Below are 24,125 nucleotides of genomic sequence, written 5' to 3' on the forward strand. Positions count from 1 at the left end.
TACTCGCGTCGCAACACAGCGGACATCCGTGGCCGTCACCCAGCTCGGGGCCGACGGGTACCTACGTTTCGCCGGGAAGCGAAGCTTCACGTTCCGGCAGCAGCCCGAGCCGCGCGGCGCGGTCGGCGGCATGACGTCGGGTGGGCGCGCCAAGTTTGTCGAGCACAGCGCGTACATGGTTGTCGACCGTACGTACCGACACGACGAGCCGGGCCGCGATCTCGGCGTTGGTCAGGCCTTCCGTGAGCAGCCGCATGACCTGGAGCTGGCGCCGGGTCAGGCCGGCGGGGTTCTCACGGGTCTCGGTCAGGGGGCCGCGCGGGATGTGGCGGACGCCGAGGTGCCGCAGTTCGGTGCGGAGCAGACGGGCCCGTGGCTCGGCGCCCAGGGCGTCCAGGGCGGCGAGCGCGGTGAGTTTGTCGGCGGGGTCGGGGCTCTCCGCAAGGGCGACGGCGTGTTCGTAGGGGCAGCCCGCCGCCTCCCAGAGGGTGGCGGCCGTCCGCCACTGACCGCGGGCCTGGAGCGCGTAAGGATGGTCCGAGTCCTCCAGTGACACGCGGTGCCCTGCCTTGGTGAGCCAGTAGCCGAGCTCGGCGCGGTACGGGATGCCGGGCAGGCGGTCGGCCTGGGCGTGGACGGGTCCCGCTGCCGCGACGACCGCGGCGAGGTCGCCGCGCAGCCACGCCGCCTCCGCGAGGCCCGCGGCCACCGGCCCGGTGCGTTGCAGTTCCCCGGTCCGTACGGCGATCTGCCAGGCCTCGGCGAGGAGTTCGCCGGCGCCGGGCCGGCCGCAGCGGGTGCGGACCCGGGCGAGCACGGTGAGCGCGGGGCAGCGGGCGGGCACGAAGTCGTGCATGCCGTACTCGGCGTGCCTCTCGGCGTCGTCCCAGTCGGCGGCGGCGAGCCGCCGTATGGCCAGTTCGACGTGGAGGTAATTGAGGAAACCGAGGTGTTCGGCACGGTCGGCGAGGTCCATCGCCGGGGCCAGGAACGTGTCGGCCTCGTCGTACCGGAGGGTGTCGAGGAGGGTCCAGATCAGGTTGGCGTAGGACCGGCAGGCGTGTTCGACCTCGCCGGCGACGAGCGCGACGTCGAGGCTCTCCTCCAGCTGCCACCGCCCGGCGGGGTCCCCACCGCGCCAGCGGGCGCAGCCGACGTTGTTGAGGGCGTGGGACAGGATCGCCGCGTCGCCCGCCTTGCGGGCCAGGGCGATGGCGCGTTCGCCGTGTTCCACGGCTTCGGCGTAGCGGTCGGACAACATGCGCAGTTGGGCGGTGTTGCTGACGGCGAGTGCGAGGAGGCGGTCGTCGCCGGCGTGTTCCAGCACGGTGACGGCCTCCCGGGCGGCCTCCTGGGCCTGGTCGGCGTCCCCGGCCCACCAGTGGATGCGGGACAGCCAGCGCAGGTCGGCGCCGAGGGCGAGGGTGTCGCCGAGGGAGCGGCGCAGGGCGACGGCCTCACGCTGGGCGGTGACGGCGGTGGCCGAGTCGGCGATGGTGTAGCTCTCCACGGCATGGCGTTCCAGCAGGTCGGCGAGTTCGGCCGGGGTGTAGCGATGGCGTTGGCGCAGTACGAGGCGGAGTTGGGCGGCGGCCTCGCGGTGGGCGCCGGCGCCGGCCGCGTCCTTGGCCGCGTCAGGGCCGTAGCGGGCGATGGCGTCCTGATCGCCGGCGTGGTCGGCGTGGTGGACGATGCGGGCGGCGTCGGAGCCGGGCCGGGCGACGAGTGCGGCCAGGACGTTGCGGTTGAGTTCGATACGGCGGGCGGCGGGCAGGGAGTCGGCGACGGCGCGCCGGATCAGCTCGTGCCGGAACGCCACGCGCTCGGGCGCCACGGCGAGCAGTCCGCGCTGCTCGGCCTCCGCGAGTACGGCCACACCGTCGGCCAGCAGCGCGTCCACCAGCGGGCGTTCGACGGCCGAGGGGACGACGGCGAGTTGCTCCAGCGCGTCCAGCGTGGCCGCGTCCAGTCCGCGCAGCCGGGCGAGGACGGCGTCAACGACGGTCGGGGGCACTCCCCCGGTGCCGCCGGCGGCCATGATCTCGGCGACGAAGAACGGGTTGCCCGAGGTCACCTCGTACACCTGGGCGGCGTCGAGGCGCCGGGAGGCGCTCAGTGTGCGGACCGCGTCGAGGGACAGCCGGGCGAGGGGCAGCCGGTGCACCCGGGAGGTACGGGAGACCTGGCCGAGGAGATGGCGCAGGGGGTGGTCGCGGCTCAACTCGTCGTCGCGGTAGGTGAGGACGAGCAGGGCGGGGAGCTGTTCCATGCGCCGGACCAGGAAGCGCAGGGCGTCCAGCGAGGCCTCGTCGGCCCAGTGGACGTCCTCGACCACGAGGACCGCCGGGTGCGGGGTGCCGGCGAGTTCGCCGTGCAGGGCCTCATAGACGCGGTGCCGGTCGCCGCCCTCCATGACGGCCCGTGCCAGGTCGGCGCCGACGCTGCCGACGAGGTCGCGGAACGGGCCGAGAGGGCGCCGGGTGGCGAGGTCGTCGCACTGTCCGACCAGGACGCGTGCCCGCTCGGGCAGCCGCTCCGGCATCGCCTTCACCAGACTCGACTTGCCGATTCCCGCCTCGCCGAAGACGAGCGCCACCGAACCGGCGCCGTCCGAAGCCTCTCGTGCGGCCGCGGCCAGTCGCGTCAGTTCGGGCTCGCGTTCGAGGAGCCACCGATCCACGCGCCAGATTCTGCCACCGCGGCACCGGACGGACCCCGCCTCCGCGCCTTCCGCCCGCCACGACCTGGTGACCGGCGAGCAGTGACTTCTTGACCGAACGGCCGGAACTGATCGCTCCAGACCCGTTGACGCTCACCCGCCCCCTCCCTATCGTCTGGTCGACTATTCGAATGGCGTTCGAAATATAGAACACCGATAGAGGAGCACACATGGCACCGCCCCTCTCCAGACGCAACCTCCTCCAGGCCGCCGCCCTCACCGCGGCCGCACCCGCGATCTCGTACGCGGCAAGCGGCCGGGCCACCGCAGCCACCTCCGCCGCAGCCGCAGCCGCGCCCGCCGCCTGGACCGTGCAGCCCTTCGCGCTCGACGAGGTGGCCCTCAGGCCCGGTGTCTTCGCCGACAAGCGGCAGTTGATGCTCGACCACGCGCGCGGCTACGACGTGAACCGGCTCCTCCAGGTCTTCCGCGCCAACGCGGGCCTCTCCACCGGCGGCGCGGTCGCACCCGGCGGCTGGGAGGGCCTGGACGGCGAGGCCAACGGCAATCTGCGCGGGCATTACACCGGCCACTTCCTGACCATGCTGTCGCAGGCGTACGCGAGCACCGGCGAGCAGGTGTTCGCGGACAGGATCGCGACCGTGATCACCGCACTGACCGAGGCCCGCGCCGCCCTGCGCACCGACCCGAAGATGCTCGCCGCCACCGGGAAGTGGGGCGCCGCACACGAGAACGTGCGCGGCTCCTACCAGTACGTCGACCTGCCCGCCGCGGTCCTCGGCGGCGCCTCCGCGATCACCCTGTCGGTGTGGGTCAGGCCCACCCACGACGCCAGCTGGCAGCGCGCCTTCGACTTCGGCAACAACACCACCCGGTACATGCACCTGGCCACCCGCAACGCGAGCGGTGTGCCCCGGTTCGCCATCACCACCAACGGCGCGGGCGGCGAGCAGGCCCTCAACGGCACGGCCGCGCTGCCGCTGAACCAGTGGAGCCATCTGGCGGTCACGATCTCCGGCAGCACCGGCACGCTGTACGTCAACGGCACGGCCGTCGCCACGAACACCGCGATGACCCTCAACCCGGCGACGCTCGGCACCCTTGCCAACAACTGGCTCGGCCGCTCGAACTACTCGGGCGATCCCGTGTACGCGGGCGCCTACGACGAGTTCAACGTCTGGTCACGCGCGCTGACCCAGGCCGAGATCACCTCGCTCCAGACCAACGAGGCCAAGCTCTCCACGGCGGGACTCGGCAACCTCGCCTCGTACTGGTTCCAGGCCACCGCCGGCGGCACGTTCCCGGACGGCTCCGGCCGTGGCCTGACCGCCACCCTGCGCCGCACCTGGGGCGGGCCGAGCCACCCCGGGTTCCTGGCGGCGTACCCGGAGACGCAGTTCATCGACCTGGAGACGAGGACCGCCAGCGACTACACGAAGGTGTGGGCGCCCTACTACACCGCGCACAAGATCCTGCGGGGTCTGCTGGACGCGTACGCCGCCACGGACGACGCGCGCGCCCTCGACCTCGCATCCGGCATGGGCGACTGGATGTACTCCCGGCTGTCCGTGCTGCCCGAGGCGACACTCCAGCGCATGTGGGGGCTGTTCTCCAGCGGTGAGTTCGGCGGCATCGTCGAGGCGATCGTCGACCTGCACTCCTCCTCGGGGAAGGCCGAACACCTCGCGCTGGCCAGGCTGTTCGACCTCGACTCCCTCATCGACGCCTGCGCCGCGAACACCGACACGCTGGGCGGGCTGCACGCCAACCAGCACATACCGATCTTCACCGGTCTGCTGCGGCTGTACGACGCGACGGGCGAGACGCGTTACCTGACCGCCGCGAGGAACTTCTGGGGCATGGTCGTGCCGAACCGCATGTACGGCATCGGCGGCACCAGCACCGGCGAGTTCTGGAAGGCCTCCGGGCTGATCGCGGGCACGATCAGCGACACGAACGCCGAGACGTGCTGTGCGTACAACATGCTCAAGCTCAGCCGGACGCTGTTCTTCCACGAGCAGACCCCGAAGTACATGGACTACTACGAGCGGGCGCTGCTCAACCAGGTACTCGGCTCCAAACAGGACAAGGCCGACGCGGAGAAGCCGCTCGTCACCTACTTCATCGGCCTGACCCCCGGTCATGTGCGGGACTACACACCCAAGCAGGGCACGACCTGCTGCGAGGGCACCGGCATGGAGAGCGCCACCAAGTACCAGGACTCGGTGTACTTCAAGGCCGCCGACGGCGGCGCGCTCCACGTCAACCTCTACATCGCCTCCCAACTCACCTGGGCCGAGAAGGGAGTGACGGTCACTCAGGCCACCGACTACCCGCGCGAGCAGGGCACCACCCTCACCTTCGGCGGCAGCAGCGCGGCCTTCGCCCTGAAATTGCGCGTGCCGTCGTGGGCCACGGCCGGATTCCAGGTGACCGTCAACGGCAGTGCGGCGAGCGGGACTCCGGCCGCCGGGAGTTACTTCACGGTGTCCCGGACCTGGAAGGCGGGCGACGTCGTCCGGATCACCGTCCCGTTCCGGCTGCGCGTCGAAAAGGCCCTGGACGACCCGGCGTTGCAGACCCTCTTCTACGGGCCGGTCAACCTGGTCGCCCGCAACTCGGCCACCAGCTATCTGTCGTTCGGGCTGTACGCCAACGCGGCCCTGTCCGGGGACCTGCTGCCCACCCTCGCCCCGGTGAGCGGCAAACCCCTCCACCACACCCTCGACGGCACCGAGTTCGCGCCCTTCCTGGAGGGGTCGGAGAATCCGACGCACGCCTACTTCCGGCGCTCCGAGCCCAAGGTCGTCTTCGGCACCCTCGACTCCGGGATCGCCAACCCCGCCAAGTCCGACGGCACCACGCTGCTCGACGAGATCTGGGCCGGAGCGCCGTTCGCGAGCAAGAACGCGCTCGTGACCAAGGTGACGAGCACCGTGAACGCCTGGGTGTCCGCCGGGCTGCTCTCCCAGGCGAGCGGCCAGGTGGTGATCAACACGGCGGGGCAGGCGACCTACGTGAACTGAGTCCTACGAGCGGCGCCGGGGCTTGCCGCGCCTGGCGCCCTGGGTCTTCTTGGCGGCCGGTGGCTTGCGTCGTCCGCCGGCCGCGTCGGGGCGCTTGGGCTGCTTCTTCGGCTCGGCCTTCGCCTTGGCCTTGTCCTGAGCGGCCGGGCGGCCGCGGGTGCTGTTCACCGTGCGGCCGCGGACGATGCCGATGAAGTCCTCGACCATGTCCGTGGTCGCGTCCTCCGGCCACGACAGCGCGATGGAGGACACCGGGGCGTCCGTGACCGGCCGGTAGGTGAGGTCCTTGCGGTGGTGCAGCCGGGCGAGCGACTGCGGGACGACGAGGACGCCGATGCCGGCCGCGACCAGTTCGACGGCGTCCTCCGTGGTCGCGGGACGCTCGAAGGCGGGCCGGCCCGGCAGCCGCGACCACTCCAGGACGTCGTCCAGGGGGTGCAGCACGATCTCGTCGGCCAGGTCCTCGGTGGTGACCTCGTCGACCGCGGCGACGACGTGGTCCTTCGGGACGACGACGACCGTGGTCTCGTCGTAGAGCGGGATGGCGCTGAACACCGTACGGTCCACCGGCAGCCGTACGAGACCGGCGTCCGCGGCCCCGCCCCGCAGCGCGTCGCGCGCCTCGGCGACGGAGAGCTGGAGAAGGGTCAGCGGGACGTCGGGCAGCCGCTCGTTCCAGATCCGCACCCACTTCGAGGGGGTCACGCCCGGGACGTAGGCGAGCCGGAACTGCGGGGGTTCTTCCGAGCCTGTCACCTGGCCAGGCTACCGGCCGTGGTCGGCGGACGTTCACCCAGTCGATACCCTTGGCACCATGACGCAGCACCAGAGCACCCAGACGATGAAGCCCGCGACCGCGGCGAAGAAGCTGGGTGTGTACCTCGAGGCCACCCCCGCCGAGTTCCGTGAGGGTGTCGTCTCGCGGGCACAGCTCACCGAGCTCCAGGCCGATCCGCCCCAGTGGCTCCAGGATCTTCGTGCCAACGGCCCGCACCCCCGTCCGGTGGTCGCGGCCAAGCTCGGCGTGTCCATCGCGGGCCTGGCGCGCGGCGGTGTCACCGAGCCGCTCACCACCGAGCAGATCGAGGCGCTGAAGCAGGAGCAGCCCGAGTGGCTGGCCAAGGAGCGCGCCACCCAGGCCGACGTCCGCAACGAGACGGTCCGGATCAAGAAGAAGCACGCCGAGGAGGCGGAGAAGGCCGAGCGCGACACCCGCGACTGACCTCAGGTGCCCCCGCGATCCGCCGCTCGGATGGATTCCCGCGTCCGGGGAGTGCAACGCCGCTCGTGGTGGCCGCCTGTGTGACCCGGCGACGCAAGGCTGTCGCGCATGCTCACACCTCATGTGCGGTCGGCACGGCGCCGACCCGACGGACGTCGCCGCCGGTCCCTCCTGGCCCGGGCCGGGACCGTCGCGGCCACCGTCCTGGCACTCGTCCTGACCCTTCCGGGCACCGCCCTCGCGGCCCCGGGCGACCTGGACCCCGGCTTCAGCGGCGACGGCAAGGTCCTCACCGGCTTCGCCGACGACGATCACGCCAATGACGTGGCGGTGCAGTCCGACGGCAAGATCGTCTCGGTCGGCACCTCCACCGACGAGTCGGTGCTGGAGAGCCGCTTCGCGCTGACCCGCCACAATGCCGACGGCTCCCTGGACACCGGCTTCGGCGGCGACGACGGCGACAGCGCCGGCACGGTCACGACCGCCGTCAACACCATGGACACCAACTTCCAGTGGAGCGACGCCCACGCCGTGGTGCTCCAGGCCGACGGCAAGATCGTCGTGGTGGGCAGCAGCTGGCGGGAGTACGAGAACTGCTGCTGGTTCGTGGTGGTCCGCTACAACGCCGACGGCACCCTGGACGACACCTTCAGCGGCGACGGCCGGGTCTTCGCCGACATCGCCGGCCCGACCGAGGCTCTCGACGTGGCGATCGACTCCAGCGGCAGGATCGTCGCGGCCGGCTACACCGGGGGCCACATGGCCGTGCTCCGCCTCACCGGCGACGGCACTCCGGACAGCACGTTCGGCGGCGACGGCACGGTGACCGCCAATCCGGCGGGGCCGGTCCTCCAGGAGGGCGGGGACGGCCGCGCCCTGGTCCTGCAGGCCGACGGGAAGATCGTCGTCGGGGGCGAGGTCGGCTCCACCCGCTTCGACTTCGCACTGATGCGCTTCAACACCGACGGCAGCGTGGACACGAGCTTCGACGGCGACGGCATCGTCCGCACCGACTTCGGCGGCTACGACGCAGTGGAGGCACTGGCGGTCCAGCCCGACGGCAAGATCGTCGCGGCGGGCGGCAGCGACAGCCGGGCCGCGCTGGCCCGCTACAACGCCAACGGCAGCCTCGACACGAGCTTCGACGGCGACGGCCGGGTCCTCACGCCCGCGGCCGGTGCCGCCGACATGGTCCTCCAGCCGGACGGGCGGATCGTCGCCGCCGGCACCGGGGGCAGCGACTTCTCGGTCCTGCGCTACAACGCCAACGGCAGCCTGGACGGCGGCTTCGGCACCGCGGGTCAGGCGACCGCGGACTTCGGCGGCGTCGACGTGGCGCGCGGCGTGAAGCTCGACTCCGCCGGCCGAATCGTCGCCGCCGGCTCGGGCGGTCCGAACAGCGACTTCGCGCTGGCCCGCTTCCAGGGCGGCGGCAGCACGCCACCGCCTCCGAGCGGCACGGACCTCTCGGTCGCGAAGAGCGGCACCGGCACGGTGAGTATCGGTGACCGCGCCACGTACACCGTGGCGGTCACCAACACCACCGCGGGCACCACGGCGACCGGCGTCACCCTCACCGACACGCTCAGCGGACTCGCCGCCTCGGTCGTCTCCGCCACCACCACCCAGGGCAGCTGCACCATCACCGCCACCGGTGCCACCTGCGCGCTCGGCAGCATCTCCGCCGCCGGCCCCGGCGCCACGGTGACGATCGTCGTGGAACCCCGCGCCACCGGCACCCTCACCGACCGTGCCACGGTCACCGCCACCACGACCGACCCGGCCGCCAACAACACGGCCACCAAGACCACCACCGTCAACAACGCCCGCGGCTGCACCCGTATCGGCACCAGCGGCAACGACACCCTCACCGGCACCTACAACAACGACGTGATCTGCGCCCTCGGCGGCGACGACACCGTCAACGCGAGCTACGGCAACGACACCGTCCACGGCGGATACGGCAACGACCGCCTCGACGGCCAGTTCGGCAACGACACGCTCAACGGCGGCCCCGGCAACGACAACCTGCTCGGCGACTACGGCACCGACAACCTCAACACGGTCGACAGCGTCTCCGGCAACGACACCGCCAACGGCGGCTTCAACACGGACACGTGCACGACCGACACGGGCGACATCCGCATCAGCTGCCCCTGATCTCCGGCACAGCCACCCGGCGGCGGCCCTCCGTGTCCCGGAGGGCCGCCGCCGCATTCTCCGCCACGCCTCCGCGACAGTGGCCGCCCCTCCCAAGTCACCCCACGCACCACTCTGGACGCCCCGGGAACCCTGGCCTAGGCTGCGCAGCAAGCGCTTTCTAACCAGCCAGCCAGTCCGTCATGCGCCGAGCTCCGCCGACAGTTCCGTGCGCGAGCCGACGCGGACCGGCGCGGAAAGGTAGCGTTCCGTGCCGCACCACGAACCGAACGGCCAGTCAACGTCCTGGACCCGTAAGTCCTTCCTGCGGGGAATGGCCGCAGCAGGAGCGGCTCCCCTGCTTCCCGGGCTGCTGCCCGCCGCGACCGCCCGGGCCGCGGACTCGGGCCGGCCCGACTTCCTCCTGGTGGGTGAGGGCGCCGCCGTCGACGTGTTCGTGGACGCCGTCGACGACCCCGCCGTGATCCGCGCCGCAGGCGATCTGCAGGCGGACATCGAGCGGGTCGGCGGAGTACGGCCGGGGCTGCTGCACGAACTGCCCACGGACACGGACCGGTTGGTCCTGGTGGGCACGATCGGCTCGAGTCCGGTCATCGACCGCCTCGTCGCGGCCGGGCGGCTCGACGTCTCCGGGGTCCGGGGGCGCTGGGAGGCCTCCGTGACCCAGGTGGTGGAACGCCCGGTGCCCGGTGTGCGGCGCGCCCTGGTCATCGCGGGCAGCGACCGGCGGGGCACCGTCTACGGCGTCTACGACACCTCGGAGCGCATCGGGGTCTCGCCCTGGTACTGGTGGGCCGACGTGCCGGTCGAGCGCCGTGACACCGTGACGGTCCCGGCAGACACCTTCAAACGGCGTGAGCCGTCCGTCCGTTACCGCGGCATCTTCATCAACGACGAGCAGAACCTGACCACTTGGTCGCACCGCACCCAGGAGACCGACAAGAACATCGGCCCCGAGACGTACAAGCGCGTCTTCGAGCTCCTGCTCCGGCTCAAGGCCAACTACCTGTGGCCGGCCATGCACCCCTACTCCGACTTCTTCAACAAGCACCGCGAGAACCCCGAACTGGCCGACCGCTACGGCATCGTCGTCGGCTCCAGCCACCCCGAGGCACTGCTGCGCAACGGCGTCCACGAATGGGAGCCGTGGGCCGCCGAGCACCCGAACGCGGACGGCTCCCCGCCGGTGTACGACTACACCGTGAACCCCGCGGTCATCTCCGACTACTGGAGAGCCCGGGCGAGACAGAACGCGGCGTACGAGAGCAGCTGGACGCTCGGTATGCGCGGGCTGCACGACAGCGCGCTGGAGACGAAGTACGCGACGACGATCCCCGAGAAGGTCGTGGTGATGAACGACATCATCGCCGACCAGCGCCGGACCCTGACCGAGGAGGTCGGTCCGGCGGCCGAGCCGCAGATCTTCATCCCGTACAAGGAGGTTCTGGATCTCTACAACGCGGGCGTCCAGGTCCCCGGGGACGTGACACTGATCTGGCCGGACGACAACCACGGCAACATGCGCCAGCTGCCGAACGGCACGGAGCGCGCCCGCCCGGGCGGCAACGGCATCTACTACCACCTCTCCTACTGGGGCCGCCCGAAGAGCTATCTGTGGCTGGACACCACTCAACTGGCCAAGGTCTGGCAGGAGTTGCGTCGTGTGTACGAGCACGGCGTCGACCGCATGTGGATCTTCAACGTGGGTGACCTCAAGTCGATCGAGACCGGGCTGTCCTTCTCCATGGACATGGCCTGGGACGTGGACCGGTGGGACGCCGAGGACGTGGAGGACTTCCTCGCCGAGTGGGCGGGGCGGCAGTTCGGGCGTCTGCACCGGCGGGAGATCGCGGCGATCCGCACCGAGTACTACCGGCTGGCGGCGGAGCTGCGGCCGGAGTTCATCGCTCGCGGCATCCTGTCCGTGATCCACCACGGCGATGAGGCGGGGCGCCGGCTGGGCGCCTACGACCGGCTGCTGGGGCGGGCGCGGGCGGTGGGCGGCGAGTTGCCCGAGGCGTACCGGGACGCGTTCTACGAGCTGGTCGAATACCCGGTCCACGGTGCCTACCTGATGAACCTCAAGTACTACTGGGCGGACCGGAACGGGCTGGCGGTGACGCAGGGGCGCGGTGCGGGGACGAACCGGTTCGCGGACCTGGCCGAGGCCGCGCACGCCCAGGAGGTGGCGCTCACCAAGCGGTACAACACCGAGGTGGCGGGCGGGAAGTGGGACGGGATCGTGAATCCGTACCCCTCGCAGATCCCCAAGGCACCCGGGCGGCCGAGCGTCACCAGGGTCGCCCGCCGCGAGACCTCGGGGCTGGGAGTGGCGGCCGAGGGGAACGAGAGCGGGGCGGCCCGGCCGCTGTCCTTCTCCTGCGCCACCCGCGACCGTCGGTTCGTGGACCTCTTCAACACCGGTTTCCTCGCCCTGGACTGGACGGCCGAGCCCGGCGCCTCCTGGCTCCGGCTGAGCTCGACGGGCGGATCCCTCACCGAACAGACCCGCGTGTGGGTCGAGATCGACTGGGCGCGGGCACCCGAGGGCACGCTCGACACGACGCTCACCTTCGCCGGGGCCGGACAGAGTGCCGTGGTGCCGGTGCGGGTGGTCAACGACGGGGAGCGGGCCCTGCGGCGAGCCCGGGGGTTCGTCGAGGCCAACGGGTTCGTGTCGATCGACGCCGCGCACTTCGCGCAGCGGGTGGCGCGGGGCGGGGCGCGCTGGCGGGTCGTACGGGGGCTCGGGCGTCGTACGGGCGCGATGGAGGCGATCCCGTCGACGGCCGCCTCGGTCACCGAGGACTTCGCCCACCGGGCACCGGAGTTGAGATACCGGGTGCGGTTCGCGAGCACGGGCACCTTCCCCGTCACCGTGTTCCGGCTGCCCTCCCTCGACGAGCGCGGCCAACGCCGGGTGGCCGTCGCGCTCGACGACCAACCGGCCACCGTTCTCACCGGGCAGTCGGTCGCCACCGGCAACCGGGGCGACGCGTGGGCGCGTCAGGTCGAGGACGGCGTCGAGAAGCTGACGGCGAACGTGAGCGTCACCGAAGCCGGCGAGCACATGCTGCGGATCTTCATGGTGGACGCGGCGATCGCCGTGGACCAGATCGTCGTCGACACCGGCGGGCTGCCCGTCAGTTACCTTGCTCCGCCCGAGAGTTATCACCCGGTGTTCAACCCCGAGCCCGCCTACGAGCCGGGGCTGGACGTGCCGGGGCAGTAGGTTGCCCGAAAGAGGGAGAGCTCCGTGCGGACCGCCGGTCCCCCGTGCCGGCGGTCCGCACGGAGAGAGGGTGAGATCCAGGCATCCCCTCCGAGCCTGTTCTCCCCTGCCTGCGGTCGCCGGAGCGCCGATGTGCTGGAGTACACGAGAACGTCGCTGTTGCTCTGTTGCATTCTGGAGGGGCAAGACGTCGCGCGGGTATGGGTACAACTGCGTAGGCGAACGAGTGGAGCACGAACGTGGCACAGGGGCTGGGCGGAGCCTATGAACGCATGCTGGCGGTGGCCGTCGCCGCACTCCACGAGCGGGATCCGGGGCAGTTGTGGCCGTTGGTGGCGGGTGCGCTGCCGGATCTCATCGGGGCCGAGGTCCTGATCTACAAACTGGACGACTGGAGCGAGAGCGGCGGCACGCTCGGTCTGTCGCCCGGTGCGGCGCCGGAGTTCGACGGGCTCGGGGACGAGGCCGTGGGGCTGCTGCGGGCCGGGTATCCCTTCGCGCGGCACTACGAGGCGAGCCCGGACCGGGCGCCGGTGACGGCACGTCGGGCGGCCGGGCGGGAGTGGTCCGCGAGCCCGACCGCGCGGCTGCTCGACGACATCATGGACGTGGACCACGCGTTGGGGATTCCGCTGCCGCAGTCGAGGGCGCCGATCACCGGCTGCATCGTCTACCGCTCCGGGCGGGACTTCACCGACGAGGAAGTCGTGGTCGCCGGGCGGCTTCAGCCGCTGCTGGCGGGGATAGAGCAGCAACGGCAGCTCCTTCAGCGGGTGGTCGTGCCGAGTGGCGACGACGTGGGGCTGACGCCGCGGGAGTCGACCGTGCTGCTCCTGCTGGGCGACGCGCTGACGGCCGCCGCCATGGGCCGTCGCCTCGGCATATCCGAGCGGACGGTGCACAAGCACGTCGCGAACGTCTACCGCAAGCTCGGCACCCATGACCGGCTCGGGACGGTGTTGCGCGCCCAGCGGCTGGGTCTTGTGCCCACGCCGGCCTCACGGGGGTGAGGGCACGCCGTCGCCCTTGAGGCGTTCCAGGTCGGACGGGCGGACCTGGATGGCGAGGACCGCGATGAGCGCGGCGAGGGCGGCGAAGATCGCCGCCACGACGAAGGCGGCCGAGACTCCGGCGGTCAGGACCTCGTCGCCCCAGTGGCCGGGGAGTTGCCCGGTGCGCTTGAACTGCAGGAGTTCGGCCGGGGTGGCCTGGTCCAGGAAGCGCGGGACCTGCTTCTCCGCCTCGTTGGTGCTGGCCGTGCCGTACATCGTGACCAGGATGGACAGTCCCAGCGAACCGCCCACCTGCTGCGTGGCGTTGAGGAGTCCGGAGGCCGCGCCGGTCTCCTGGACGGGCACGTCGGAGAGCGCCATCAGCGTGAGCGAGACGAACTCCATGCCCATGCCCAGGCTGAAGACGAGGATCGGGCCGAGGACGCTGCCCGCGTAGGTGGAGTGGACATCGGTCAGGGTCAGCCAGGCCAGTCCCGTCGCGGCCAGGATCGCGCCCACCACCATGAACGGCTTGGGCCCGTAGACGGGCAGGAACCGCGAGGCCAGCCCGGCGCCGACCGCGATGACCGCGCTGACCGGCAGGAAGGCGAACCCGGTGGCCAACGGGCTGAAGTTCAGGACGTTCTGCACGAAGAGCGTGAGGAAGAAGAACATGCCGAAGATCGCGGCGGCGAGGCACAGCATGATGCCGTAGGTGCCCGCGCGGTTGCGGTCGGCGAACATGTGCAGCGGGGTGATCGGTTGCCGGGAACGCCGTTCGACCATGATGAACAGCGCGAGGAAGACGACGGCCGCGCCGAACGAGGCCAGCGTGAGCGTGTCCCGCCAGCCTTCCTGGGCGGCTCTGATGAACCCGTAGACCAGCAGCACCATGCCGACGGTGGAGGTCAGTGCGCCGGTGATGTCGAAGTGGCCCGGGTGGCGTTCGGACTCCTTGATCCAGCGGGGCGTGGCGAGGGCGATGAGCAGTCCGATGGGCACGTTGACGAAGAGCACCCATCGCCAGTTCAGATACTCGACGAGGATGCCGCCGGCGAGCAGTCCGATCGCTCCGCCGCCCGCCGAGACCGCGGCGAACACCCCGAACGCCCGGTTGCGTTCCGGGCCTTCGCGGAAGGTCGTACTGATCAGGGCGAGAGAGGTCGGGGAGGCGATGGCGCCGCCCACGCCCTGGAGGGCGCGTGCGGACAGGAGTTGGGCCTCGTTCTGCGCGAACCCGCCGAGCAGGGACGCCAGGACGAAGAGCAGGACACCGCAGATGAAGACCCGTCGTCTGCCGAGGATGTCACCGGCGCGGCCGCCGAGAAGCAGCAGACCGCCGAAGGTGAGGGTGTAGGCGTTGACCACCCAGGCCAGGCTGGTGGTGGAGAAGTCCAGGGAGCGCTGGATGTCCGGCAGCGCGATGTTCACGATGGTGATGTCGAGGACCACCATCAGCTGACATGAGGCGATGACCAGCAGTGCCATGCCGTTTCCGCCACCGCCGGCGTTCCCGGTGGTGGCCTGAGCTGCGGAAGTCGGCTGCGGGTTACTGGTCATGAGGTATCGCGCTTTCAGTGAACGGTGGCGCCCACTGTTCGACCGTACGCCTGCCTCAAGAACGTCACCACTCGATCAGCCGACTCCCACTTGACCGACCGCGGCGGCGAGCGCCGCGTCGATGGTCGGGTGCTCGAAGGTGAAGCCGGAGGCCGGCAGGGCACCCGGCACCACGCGCTGGCTCATCAGGATGCCGTCGGCGAACTCGCCCAGCACGAGCCGCAGGGCGAATCCCGGCACCGCGAAAACGGTCGGCCGGTGCAGGACCCTGCCGACGGCGGCGGTGACGTCGCGGTTGGTGGCGGGGTACGGGGACGTCATGTTGACGGGTCCGGTGATGCCGTCCGTGGCGACGATGTGGCGCAGGGCGCGGACCGCGTCGGTCAGGGAGATGTGACTCCAGTACTGGTCGCCACTGCCGAGGCGCCCGCCGAGGCCCGCGCGGGCGAGCGGCAGCAGGCGTCCCATCGCCCCGCCGCGGGGCGACACGACGATGCCGAAGCGTGTGTTCACGACGCGCGTGCCGACCGCGCCGGCGCCCTGTGCGGCCGACTCCCACTCCTGGCAGACGCCGGCCAGGAAGTCCCGGCCGGGCGCGCCCGACTCGTCGACCTCGGCCGTGCCGGTCTCGCCGTAGTAGCCGACGGCCGAACCGGACACGAACACCGGTGGCGGCTTCTCGCAGGCCGTGATCGCCGTCGCCAGGGCGGTGGTGCCGAGGACGCGGCTGTCGCGGATCCGCTTCTTGTACGTCTGTGTCCAGCGGTGGTCCCCCACGCCGGCCCCGGCCAGCCCGACCACCGCGTCCGCGCCTTCGAGCGCGGTGGGATCCAGCAGGCCCGCCTGCGGATCCCACCGCGCCTCCGCGCTGCCGTCGTCGCGGGACCGCGGCTCCCGGCGGACCAGTCGGGTCACCCGGTGCCCGTCGTCCAGCAGCGACGCGGCCAGGGCGCCGCCGATCAATCCCGAGGAACCGCTGATGACGACGTGCATGGGGGACCTCGATCCGGAGGGACACGCTAGGTGTTTGAGACTTAAAGCATCATACTCCCTGCTGGGTGAGCTGCGAGACCAGGGCGCTGACGTTGTTCGGCTTCATCACCAGGGCCTCGGCGGCCTCACGGGGCGTTGTCAGTGCCGCCCTCCAGGGTTCCCGCATGGACAGGAGGGTGTTGACCACCGAACTCTCCTCGGCGCTGGACATGTTGTGCGACGAGGGATCACCCGTGGACTGGAGTGTGTCGGCGGACGTGGTGGTCAGGATCGGCGAGCCCGCTCTGCTCCCGCTGGCCGAGGTGCTCGCGTCGGCGGAATCGCCCGAGGTCGCACGGCGGGCCATGTGGGCACTGGCCCGCCTCGAAGGGGCGGATCCCGAGATCTGCGTACCGTTGTTGCGGCATCCGCACGCCGAGGTCCGCAGCACCGCGCTCTCCCCCTTCAAGTCCCTGGGCGAGGCCGCGATCGGGTATGCCGACCGGTTGATCCCCTTGCTGGGGGACCCGGAAGCCGACGTCCGGCAGCGAGCGGTCCGGACGTTCCAGGAGATGGGTGGCGCTGCGGTCCCCGTGCTGCGGCGCCTGCGTCAGGAACCCGCGACCGGTCCCAGGGTCCGGGTCACGGCGCTGGAGGCGTTGGCGGCGATCGGCGGACCGAGCGCGCTCAGCGACCGGGACCTGGCCGCGTGGCGCCGGCTGACGAGGATCAAGCAGCTCACCGAGACACCCGAGAGCCTGCATCTGTGCGGGTCCTGGTACGCGGTCCCGAGCGTCGACCGGTCGGCGGTGCCGGCGGCGTTCGACCTGAGCGACCCGGAGCCGGTCACGCTGCGCACCGGGGCGTCGGCCTGGAACCACGACAAGCACAACTGGCGCGGCAAGCACCCGCACGAGCGCTGCGCCCGCGTTTTCGTCGGTCCGGCCATGGAAGCCTGGACGCTGGTCTTCGGCAATGCGTCCCAGGACACGCACCGCACCGCGGACACGGACGACCAGGAGGCGGCCCGCGCCGAAGTGGCACGCGAGCGGTGCGCCGGCCTGAGCCGCCGGTTCGGGGCCGCGCACTGGTACGGCATGAGCTGCGGGGACGGCTGGACGGCCTGGTGCATCGCCGAGGGCGGCGAAGTGGTGCGCTTCGACGACGCGTTCGAGGCCGAGGAGAAGGGGATCGTGGGCACTCGGCATCCGGCCGAGTCGGGCCGGCTCCTGCCGCACGAGATCGTGGACACCACAGCGGCCCTGGACGCTGTCGGCGAACTGCCGAGCGGGGCGGGCCCGCTGGAGATCGAGGCGTTCTACGCCCGCTACGAGCAGGCGAGAAGGGAACTCGGGATACCCGACACCTGCTACGCCACGGACATCGCGGCCCAGCTCTCCGTCAACCCCGGAGCGCTCGGGGCGAGGACCCGGATCACGGGTTCCGGAGTCCTCGCCCTCACCGCGTGCGGCCGTGAGCACGGCCATCCCGCGGGAGCACTCAGGGTCTGACCACGACCTAGCCGATCACGAAGAGCAGATCGCCGCCCTCCACCTGCTGGATCCGGTTGATGGCGAGCCGGGAGACCTTGCCCGTCTTGGGGGCGGTGATCGCGGCCTCCATCTTCATCGCCTCGATGGTGGCGATCGTGCCGCCGGCCGCGACCTCGTCGCCCTCCGTCACCGCGAGCGTCACGACTCCGGCGAACGGAGCGGCCACATGGCCGGGGTTGGAGCGGTCGGCCTTCTCGGTGACCGGAATATCCGACGCGGCGGCCGCATCGCGCACCTGGATGGGCCTGAGCTGGCCGTTCAGGGTGGACATCACCGTGCGCATACCGCGCTCGTCGGCCTCGCCGATGGCCTCCAGGCCCAGCAGAAGACGGACGCCGGGTTCGAGGTCGACGGCGTACTCCTTGCCCGGGCGCAGGCCGTAGAAGAAGTCCTTGCTGTCCAGGACACTGGTGTCGCCGAAGGACTGGCGGTGCGTGTCGAAGTCGCGCGTCGGGCCGGGGAAGAGCAGGCGGTTGAGGGTGGCGCGCCGGTCCTTCTCCAGTCCGTCGCGCTCCTCCGTGGTCAGCTGCGGTGCGGGCTTGGCGTCGGCCCGGCCCTCGAGCGCCTTGCTGCGGAAGGGCTCCGGCCAGCCACCGGGCGGGGTGCCCAGCTCGCCCCGGAGGAAGCCGATCACGGAGTCGGGGATGTCGAACCGGTCCGGCGTCGCCTCGAAGTCCTGCGGGGAGACCCCGGCGCCGACGAGGTGCAGGGCGAGGTCGCCGACCACCTTCGAGGACGGGGTGACCTTCACCAGGTGACCGAGGATGCGGTCGGCGGCGGCGTACATCTCCTCGATGTCCTCGAACCGGTCGCCGAGGCCCAGGGCCACGGCCTGGGTGCGCAGGTTGGAGAGCTGGCCGCCGGGGATCTCGTGGTCGTAGACGCGACCGGTCGGGGAGGCGAGGCCCGCCTCGAAGGGGGCGTAGATCCGGCGGACGCTCTCCCAGTACGGCTCCAGGTCGCCGACGGCCCGCAGGTCGAGGCCGGTGGGGCGGGCGGAGTGGTCGGTCGCGGCGACGATCGCCGACAGGGAGGGCTGCGAGGTGGTGCCCGCCATGGAGGCCACGGCTCCGTCGACGGCGTCGGCACCGGCCTGGATCGCGGCCAGGTAGGTGGCGAGCTGGCCACCCGCGGTGTCGTGGGTGTGGATGTGGACGGGGAGGTCGAACTCCCGGCGCAGGGCGGAGACGAGGGTCGCCGCGGCCGGGGCCCTGAGCAGTCCGGCCATGTCCTTGACGGCCAGGACGTGGGCGCCCGCCTCGACGATCTGCTCGGCCAGCCGCAGGTAGTAGTCGAGGGTGTAGAGCCGCTCGTTGGGGTTCGACAGGTCGGAGGTGTAGCAGAGGGCGACCTCGGCGATCGCGGTGCCCGTCTCGCGTACGGCCTCGATCGCCGGACGCATCTGGCCGACGTCGTTGAGGGCGTCGAAGATGCGGAAGATGTCGATACCGGTGGCGGCGGCCTCCTGCACGAAGGCGTCGGTCACCTCGGTCGGGTACGGCGTGTAGCCGACGGTGTTGCGGCCGCGCAGCAGCATCTGGAGGCAGATGTTGGGGACGGCCTCGCGCAGCGCGGCGAGCCGCTCCCACGGGTCCTCGGCGAGGAAGCGCAGGGCGACGTCGTAGGTGGCGCCGCCCCAGCACTCCAGGGACAGCAGCTCGGGCAGGGTGCGCGCGACGACCGGGGCGACCGCGAGGAGGTCCTTGGTGCGGACGCGGGTGGCGAGCAGCGACTGGTGGGCGTCGCGGAACGTGGTGTCGGTGACGCCGATGGTCGCAGACTCGCGCAGCGATCGGGCGAAGCCCTCGGGGCCGAGCTCGGTGAGCCGCTGCTTCGAGCCGGCCGGGGGTACCTCGGCGGTCTGACCCGGGAGCTTGGTCGTGGGCTCGATCAGCTCGGGGCGGTCGCCGTGCGGCTTGTTCACCGTGACGTCGGCGAGGTAGGTGAGCAGCTTCGTGCCGCGGTCGGCCGAGGTGCGGGAGGTCAGCAGGTGCGGGCGCTGCTCGATGAACGACGTGGTGACACGGCCCGCCTGGAAGTCCGGGTCGTCGAGGACGGCCTGCAGGAACGGGATGTTGGTGGCCACACCGCGGATCCGGAACTCGGCGACGGCACGTCGGGCGCGCTTGACCGCGGTGCCGAAGTCCCGGCCCCGGCAGGTGAGCTTGACCAGCATCGAGTCGAAGTGCGCGCTGATCTCCGTACCGGCGTGGGTGGTTCCGCCGTCGAGACGGATGCCGGAGCCGCCGGGCGACCGGTAGGCGCTGATGCGGCCGGTGTCGGGGCGGAAGCCGTTGGCGGGGTCCTCGGTGGTGATACGGCACTGGAGTGCGGCGCCGTGCAGGACGACCGTCTCCTGGGACAGCCCGAGGTCGGCCAGGGTCTCGCCGGCGGCGATGCGGAGCTGGGACTGGACGAGGTCGACGTCGGTGACCTCTTCGGTGACCGTGTGCTCGACCTGGATGCGCGGGTTCATCTCGATGAAGACGTGGTTGCCGGCCGGGTCGAGCAGGAACTCGACGGTGCCGGCGTTGCGGTAGCCGATCTCGCGGGCGAAGCGCACGGCGTCGGCGCAGATGCGGTCGCGCAGCTCCGGGGCGAGGTTCGGCGCGGGGGCCAGCTCGATGACCTTCTGGTGGCGGCGCTGGAGGGAACAGTCGCGCTCGTAGAGGTGGATGACATTGCCCTGGCCGTCGGCGAGGATCTGCACCTCGATGTGGCGGGGGTCCACGACGGCCTTCTCCAGGAACACCGTCGGGTCGCCGAACGCGGAGGCCGCCTCACGGGCCGCCGCTTCGATGGACTCCCGCAGCTGGGCGCGGTCCTCGACCCTGCGCATACCGCGCCCGCCACCGCCGGCGACGGCCTTGACGAACACCGGGAACCCGATGTCCTCGGCGGCCCGCACCAGCTCGTCCACGTCGCTGGAGGGCTCGGATGAGCCCAGCACGGGTACGCCGGCCGCGCGGGCGGCGGCCACGGCGCGGGCCTTGTTGCCCGTCAGCTCCAGGATCTCCGCGCTCGGCCCGACGAAGGTGATGCCGGCTTGCTCGCAGGCCCGGGCGAGCTCGGGGTTCTCGGACAGGAACCCGTAGCCCGGGTAGACGGCGTCGGCGCCCGCCTGATGGGCGGCTCGGATGATCTCCTCGACGGAGAGATAGGCCCGCACCGGGTGTCCCGGTTCGCCGATCTCGTACGCCTCGTCGGCCTTGAGCCGATGCAGCGAGTTGCGGTCCTCGTGGGGGAAGACGGCGACCGTCCTCGCGCCCAGCTCATAACCGGCTCGGAACGCGCGAATCGCGATCTCACCACGGTTGGCTACCAGTACCTTGCGGAGCATTCCGGATCCCTTCGGCCTGCCGGTGACGCCCCCCATCGTCTCGGCAATGTCCCCGTCGTGCCATGAGAGCCGGGTCACGCGCCGATTGCCGTTTGGGGATGATCTGCGACGGTGCGGCGGTTGCACGGAGCACCACCACCGCAGCGCGAGGGAGCGGACATGACCGTCCAGGACGTCGACCGAGTGAGCTTCGCACAGGAATGGCAGGAGTGGCACCGGCAGAAGGAGGCGGTGCTCTCCGGTCCGCACGGCTTCCTCGCGATCACCGGCCTCCACTGGCTGGGCGCGGAGCCCGAGCGTTTCGAGGACGCGCCCGGAGCCTGGTCCAGCACCGCCGAAGGGGTGGTGGTCGAGCTGGACGAGGGCGAGGAGCTGACCGTCGGCGGTGAGCCGGTGCGCGGCCGGTACGACTTCGGTGTCGTCGCGGAACGGGACAGCGTGTATGTGGGCTCGGGCGACGCGGTCATCGAGGTCGCCAGGCGCGGCGGACACGACATCGTGCGCCCGCGCCACCCCGACAACCCCTTGCGTACGTCCTTCACCCGGACGCCTGCCTACGCCCCCGACCCGCGCTGGGTGGTCTCCGGCCGTTTCCTGCCCTTCCCCGAGCCGCGCCCGGTGACCGTGGGTGCCGCCGTCGAGGGCCTTGAGCACGTGTACGACTCCCCCGGCCAGGTCGAGTTCGAGCTGGACGGTGTGCGGCACCGCCTCACGGCGTTCAACGGCAGGGGGCCCGGTGCGCTGATGGTGCTGTTCACGGACAGGACCTCGGGCGTGACGACGTATGCGGCGAACCGCTCGGTGCAGATCGCCGCTCCCGACGCCGAGGGCAGGGTCACGCTCGACTTCAACCGCGCCGGGAATCTGCCCTGCGCCTACACCGACCTGGCCACCTGCCCGCTGCCGCCGACGGAGAACCGGCTGCCGGTCGCGGTCGAGGCGGGCGAGCGGATCCCGTTGGAGCGGGGCGGACAGCCCTGACCACAGCCCTGACGGAGGGGAACGCGGAGGACGAGCCTGCCCGAGGTCAGCGTGCCAGGAACTCTCCCAGCCCCGCCAGGAGCCGGTCGACGTCCTCCGAGTCGTTGTACGGCGCGAGGCCGATGCGGAGGCCGCCGGTGTCGCCGAGGCCCAGGTGACGGGAGGCCTCGATGGCGTAGAAGGAGCCGGAGGGCGCCTGGATGCCGCGCTCGGCGAGGAAGCCGTAGGCGTCGGTCGTGGCGTGGTGCTGGAAGGTCAGCAGCAGGGTGGGGGTGCGGTCGGCCGCCCGGGAGTGGATCGTGATGCCGGGGAGCGCGGCCAGCCCTTTGTCGAGCTGGGTGCGCAGGGTGTGCTCGTGCGCTTCGAGTTCCGCGAAGGCCGCGGCCAGACGCTCGCGCCGAGTGCCGGTCGCCGTGGCGTCGAGGCCGGCCACGAAGTCGACCGCCGCCCTGGTCCCGGCGAGGAACTCATAGGGCAGGGTGCCCAGTTCGAACCGCTCGGGGACCGCGTCGGTGGAAGGCAGCAGCTTGTCGGGACGAAGGGTCTCCAGCAACTCCGGAGCGGCCGCGAGGACTCCGTGGTGGGGGCCCAGGAACTTGTACGGGGAGCAGACGTAGAAGTCCGCGCCGAACGAACCCAGGTCGACCAGGCTGTGAGCGGTGTGATGGACACCGTCGACGTACACGAACGCGCCTGCCTCGTGCACGAGTCGGGAGATCGCCGCGATGTCGGGACGGGTGCCGATCAGGTTGGAGGCGGCGGTGACGGCGACCAGGCGGGTGCGGTCGGACAGCACGGCGCCGATGTCGTCAGGGGTCAACTCGCCGGTGGCCGGGTCGAAGTCGGCCCAGCGCACGGTGGCACCGACCCGCTCGGCGGCCTGGACCCAGGGGCGGATGTTGGCGTCGTGGTCGAGGCGGGTGACGACGACCTCGTCGCCGGGCGTCCAGCTGTCGGCGAGGGTGCGGGAGAAGTCGTAGGTGAGCTGTGTGGCGCTGCGGCCGAAGACGATCCCCCTCGGGTCCGCGCCCAGCAGGTCGGCCATCGCCCGGCGGGCCTCGGTGACGAGACTTTCCGCGTTGCGCTCCCCCAGCGTCACGCTGCCCCGGTTGGACAGCGGGTGTGCCAGCGCGTCGGCGATGGCGTCGATCACGGGCCGGGGCATCTGGGTGCCGCCCGGGCCGTCGAAGTGGGCCGTTTTGGCGGTCAGGGCAGGGAACTGGGAGCGGAGGGCGGTGATGTCGTACGTCACGAAGGGCTCCTGTCGTGGTTCCGGGCCGGGGCTCGAAGTCAACCCCATCCTCCGGGCGACGGCGAGATCGCCCCCTGTGTCGCCGACTGTGTCGCCGGCACGGCCCCGAACGTCCTGGGGCCGGCCGGCGTCGTAGCAGTAACCGTCTTCGAAGGGGTCGCCATGACCGTCGTACGCTCGCTCTTCTCTGTGGCCGTGCTGGTGGGCGGCATGGCCGCCTGCGGTGACGAGGCGGAGCCGGCCGCGCCCGCCTGGGAGGAGCCCGCCTCGTACACGTACACGCTGACGTCGAGCGAGGGCGAACGGGCCCTCATCGGCACCTTCCGGATCACGGTCCGGGGCGGCGAGGTCACGAAGGCGGTCGGCCTCGACGACAGCGCACGCCGGGTCGTACGGCAGCTGCCCGACCAAGTACCCACCCTGGGCGCACTGTTGGAGGAACTGGAGCAGGCACGCAGCGACGACGCGGACACGGCCGAGGCCCGGTACGCGGCGGACGGGCATCCGACCCGCATCGAGCTCGACTGGGAGAAGGACGCCGTCGACGACGAGGTCCGCTACGACATCACCGACTACGAACCGGCCGTCGGCTAGCCCTACAACTGCTGGATGTTCCCGCCGAGTTCGGGGCGGAACATCTTCAGCAGCGCCTCCGGGGCGCTGACCACCCAGCGGGTGCCGACCAGGTACTTGCCGCCGTAGACGGAGGCAGCGTCCAGCCAGGTGAGCTTGAACCGCTCCTCGGGGAACGTGGTGATGAGAAAGTCACCGTCCTTCCCGTGGCACACGCCTTCCCTCAACTCGTCGGCATCCGTGCGGATCTTGACCTTGCAGCCGACCAGCCCGGCGATGACCTCCACCTTCGCGGGAGCCACGACACCGGCGGAAGGAGCGGCCGTCACCTGCGTGCTGCTGCTCACCTTGGACTCGTCCGACCCTGCGCCGCACCCCGTGACCAGGGTGAGCAGGGCCAGCCCGCCCGCCAGTGGCAGGCGGGCGGTGAGCGGACTGCGGGCGCGCTGGGACACGTACCTCTCCGTTTCGGGACGTCGGCCGGACGTACGCCAGGAGGTACGGGTGCGATGCGGTGGGTGTTCAGACGCGGGGCACTGCCCACGCGCGCCGGAGCCGTCGGCGCGAACCTGCCGGACTGCT

The 24,125-nt window shown here is 71.3% G+C and carries 15 protein-coding genes and 1 pseudogene; 8 read left to right on the forward strand and 8 right to left on the reverse strand.

Annotated elements, in window-relative coordinates:
- Positions 1-61: 61 nt before the first annotated feature.
- Positions 62-2,680 (reverse strand): helix-turn-helix transcriptional regulator, encoded by a 2,619-nt coding sequence (locus tag TN53_RS49090; protein WP_046257181.1) that lies wholly within the window; start codon positions 2,678-2,680, stop codon positions 62-64.
- Between the two features lie 209 nt (positions 2,681-2,889).
- Between TN53_RS49090 and TN53_RS05315 the strand changes: the two genes are divergently transcribed.
- Positions 2,890-5,706 (forward strand): beta-L-arabinofuranosidase domain-containing protein, encoded by a 2,817-nt coding sequence (locus TN53_RS05315; RefSeq protein ID WP_046257182.1) that lies wholly within the window; start codon positions 2,890-2,892, stop codon positions 5,704-5,706.
- A gap of 3 nt (positions 5,707-5,709) precedes the next feature.
- Here TN53_RS05315 and TN53_RS05320 read toward each other — a convergent pair whose 3' ends face one another.
- Positions 5,710-6,462, reverse strand: a complete 753-nt coding sequence (locus TN53_RS05320; protein ID WP_046257183.1) for a LysR substrate-binding domain-containing protein — start codon at positions 6,460-6,462, stop codon at positions 5,710-5,712.
- 58 nt (positions 6,463-6,520) lie between these two features.
- Here TN53_RS05320 and TN53_RS05325 point away from each other — a divergent pair, with 58 nt between their 5' ends.
- From TN53_RS05325 to TN53_RS05340, 4 genes are all read left to right on the forward strand, one after another.
- A complete protein-coding gene (locus tag TN53_RS05325) occupies positions 6,521-6,928 on the forward strand; it encodes a DUF5997 family protein (protein ID WP_046257184.1) in 408 nt (135 codons plus the stop codon).
- 108 nt (positions 6,929-7,036) lie between these two features.
- Entirely contained in the window at positions 7,037-9,088 is a 2,052-nt protein-coding gene (locus TN53_RS05330; RefSeq protein ID WP_046257185.1) for a DUF11 domain-containing protein, read from the forward strand.
- 313 nt (positions 9,089-9,401) lie between these two features.
- On the forward strand, positions 9,402-12,320 hold the full coding sequence (locus TN53_RS05335) for a glycosyl hydrolase 115 family protein (RefSeq protein WP_095046304.1): 2,919 nt from the start codon (positions 9,402-9,404) through the stop codon (positions 12,318-12,320).
- 239 nt (positions 12,321-12,559) lie between these two features.
- Positions 12,560-13,330 (forward strand): response regulator transcription factor, encoded by a 771-nt coding sequence (locus tag TN53_RS05340; protein ID WP_420719081.1) that lies wholly within the window; start codon positions 12,560-12,562, stop codon positions 13,328-13,330.
- Here TN53_RS05340 and TN53_RS05345 read toward each other — a convergent pair.
- The 3 genes and pseudogenes from TN53_RS05345 to TN53_RS46730 all read right to left on the reverse strand — a co-directional run.
- Positions 13,319-14,800 carry an MFS transporter gene (locus TN53_RS05345; protein ID WP_046257188.1) on the reverse strand — a complete coding sequence of 494 codons (1,482 nt, stop codon included), beginning with the start codon at positions 14,798-14,800 and terminating at the stop codon, positions 13,319-13,321. The two genes, TN53_RS05340 and TN53_RS05345, sit on opposite strands and share 12 nt — an antisense overlap.
- Positions 14,801-14,947: 147 nt before the next feature.
- Complete coding sequence (locus TN53_RS05350; protein ID WP_046257189.1) at positions 14,948-15,865, reverse strand: TIGR01777 family oxidoreductase; 918 nt, start codon at positions 15,863-15,865, stop codon at positions 14,948-14,950.
- Between the two features lie 52 nt (positions 15,866-15,917).
- Positions 15,918-16,001, reverse strand: a pseudogene (locus TN53_RS46730) (MarR family transcriptional regulator); the annotation flags it as partial.
- Between the two features lie 43 nt (positions 16,002-16,044).
- Here TN53_RS46730 and TN53_RS05355 point away from each other — a divergent pair.
- A complete protein-coding gene (locus TN53_RS05355; protein WP_052745140.1) occupies positions 16,045-17,355 on the forward strand; it encodes a HEAT repeat domain-containing protein in 1,311 nt (436 codons plus the stop codon).
- A 7-nt stretch (positions 17,356-17,362) separates the two neighbouring features.
- Here the strand turns inward: TN53_RS05355 and TN53_RS05360 are convergent, their stop codons facing one another.
- A complete protein-coding gene (locus TN53_RS05360; protein WP_046257190.1) occupies positions 17,363-20,737 on the reverse strand; it encodes a pyruvate carboxylase in 3,375 nt (1,124 codons plus the stop codon).
- Positions 20,738-20,896: 159 nt separating this feature from the next.
- Between TN53_RS05360 and TN53_RS05365 the strand changes: the two genes are divergently transcribed.
- Positions 20,897-21,718 (forward strand): DUF1684 domain-containing protein, encoded by an 822-nt coding sequence (locus TN53_RS05365; protein ID WP_046257191.1) that lies wholly within the window; start codon positions 20,897-20,899, stop codon positions 21,716-21,718.
- A gap of 46 nt (positions 21,719-21,764) precedes the next feature.
- On the opposite strand, the gene TN53_RS05370 is transcribed toward TN53_RS05365, so the two are convergent.
- Positions 21,765-22,970 carry a cysteine desulfurase-like protein gene (locus TN53_RS05370; protein ID WP_046257192.1) on the reverse strand — a complete coding sequence of 402 codons (1,206 nt, stop codon included), beginning with the start codon at positions 22,968-22,970 and terminating at the stop codon, positions 21,765-21,767.
- 162 nt (positions 22,971-23,132) lie between these two features.
- Here TN53_RS05370 and TN53_RS05375 point away from each other — a divergent pair, with 162 nt between their 5' ends.
- Entirely contained in the window at positions 23,133-23,564 is a 432-nt protein-coding gene (locus TN53_RS05375) for a DUF6174 domain-containing protein (RefSeq protein WP_046257193.1), read from the forward strand.
- Between the two features lie 2 nt (positions 23,565-23,566).
- On the opposite strand, the gene TN53_RS05380 is transcribed toward TN53_RS05375, so the two are convergent.
- Positions 23,567-23,998, reverse strand: a complete 432-nt coding sequence (locus TN53_RS05380) for a hypothetical protein (RefSeq protein ID WP_046257194.1) — start codon at positions 23,996-23,998, stop codon at positions 23,567-23,569.
- Positions 23,999-24,125: the final 127 nt, after the last annotated feature.

The organism is Streptomyces sp. WM6386 (assembly GCF_000972385.1).
Lineage (GTDB): Bacteria > Actinomycetota > Actinomycetes > Streptomycetales > Streptomycetaceae > Streptomyces.